2 protein-coding genes are annotated in these 2,178 nt (G+C 26.8%); both read right to left on the reverse strand.

The genetic code is table 11. The features are described 5' to 3' along the window. The coding region (locus tag VK998_RS09340; RefSeq protein ID WP_325227863.1) for a hypothetical protein at window positions 1-709 on the reverse strand (709 nt) is incomplete at its 3' end. A gap of 176 nt (window positions 710-885) precedes the next feature. Next, window positions 886-1,620, reverse strand: a complete 735-nt coding sequence (locus VK998_RS09345) for a hypothetical protein (RefSeq protein WP_325227864.1) — start codon at window positions 1,618-1,620, stop codon at window positions 886-888. Window positions 1,621-2,178: the final 558 nt, after the last annotated feature.

The raw sequence follows: 2,178 nt of genomic DNA on the forward strand, positions 1-2,178 counted from the left end.
GTTTTTCTTCATTTGTCAGCAAATTATAATGTTTCATAACAAATCCTGAATAGTGTCTAGATCCTTCCCCCGGTTTTAACTCTATAGTATCTTTAAAGTTTGTGCCACTATATATAATGCTTCTTGTAAGTTCTTCCGGAATATGATATTTGTAGATTATTTTGATATTTTCATCTGAAATATTTTCTAAACGAACTTCATATACTATATTATTAAATTTATCATCTTTTTTTCTTTCTGGTGTTGTAGCATTAAATAATAATTCACTTTCATACATTTTAAGTGATAAATAATCCCTATAATCAAATTCAGATAAATCTAATTCAATAGCCTCCTTTACCTCATATGCTTTCATTGTATTAGCTAATTCTTCTCTTTTATTAATGTAACTCTTTATTTCTATAATCATAACTAAAATTAAACCAATCGCTATGATTAATATTTTCCCTTTATTTTTAAATTCTATATTTTTAGTTTTTTTAAAATGTTTAATATAACGTTTCTCATTAACTATCCAATTCAATAGAAATATTGCTATACCTATAGAAAAATACTTTATAATATCTTTGAATCTAAAAAAATATATCTCCATAAATATGTATAAGACGACTATAAGAATCAATCCAAGGATAATACCTCTTAATATTACATATCTAAATATACTCCTGCTTCGGATTTCTTTCCATCTAGATAATTCCCTTTCTGTCATAGCTCATCACCTATATAATAGATATTTTACTTGCCTTAACATTGTGCTATTGTAGTAGTACATACTAGTCATAAAAATTCTGACTAGTATGTATCATATCGTTTTATACTAATTATTAATAGATTTGTTAATGAATAAAATAATACATATCTTGTACTACAACGCTTTATATATATTTAATAACTTTCCACATATTTCCCTGAATTGCTTACCCAATGTTCATATACTATTTCGGTTAACGCTTCGTAATCTTTATAGTTTGGAGCCTCTGCTATTTTTACTGGATCATAACGGTTTGAATGATTAAAATGATGGTCAACTGAAGTATATTCTCCTAACCTATCATTGTAATATCTCATATATAAATGTTTATAATAATATCTACTTATACTATATCCCATATCTTGCCATGTGCCATAATCCCATACATACAGCCAGTGATAAAAATCTCTAAACGTATGCCATGTTTGGGTAGTTACTTGTTTGCTTTTGTTTATATAATTTAAATCTGAGTAAACTCCCCTTAAGGCATCATATATCTCTTGCCCTAATTCAACATATCTCCCTATTCCTGGTATTCTTTTAACTATTGTTATTGTTGCATATCCAAAGGAAGCAAAATCGGTAAATGTCTTTAAATCACCATCAATCAAACCAGATTCATTATATAATTGGTCTGAAATTTTGACGGTTCCACGTTCTGGTTCTTCATACATAGGCAATAATCCATCTTTATCTAGTATAACATCATTGTCATACTCGTTCCTTAGTTTATCAGGAACAAACATTTGTTCCTTTAATAAATAAATATCTTCATCAAGGCCTTGATTATCAGCCCCTGCAAGTACTGAAATGTTAGATGATAACAATATTACGATACTAATAAATATTGCTATATATGATTTTTTCACTATATACCTCCTCAATAATTATTTGTAATGTAATATGATACTTAGGCTTAACGTCTTTTCAGTTGGATTTTTTACATAGGAATATAACTAACTTTGTTCTTCTTCCTAAGTAAATCCACAATTCATAAACAACTTAACTAAATCTTTAAATTTACCATTAGAATCACCTCTCTTTAGTCATTGCATATTCTAAAAAAGTATAAGAGTTTTATTTTACTGTATTTTAAGAATCATCTTTATAGCTTCACTCTTATTTATTAATAAAATTAGTGTTATTATTTTCAGTAATATCTTTGTAATATGCACTTGTTTTATAGTTTATTTTTAAACATATCATAATTCAAAACAATATATTGTTAACTAATTCTATTTAGAGGCTTTTCATGCTACGCGATTGGAAACCTCATAAAGATTATCAATAAAAACTTCCACAGCAAAATTTATATTACCTCTTCTGGCTCATATGAATGCCACTCTATCATCTCATCATCTTCTACTAAATAATTACTTTTAGACTTAACATTTTGCATAAAAGTTAATGCTAAAATAAATCCTAAA

The sequence above is a fragment of the Schnuerera sp. genome (assembly GCF_035459645.1).
Classification (GTDB): domain Bacteria; phylum Bacillota; class Clostridia; order Tissierellales; family Tepidimicrobiaceae; genus Schnuerera.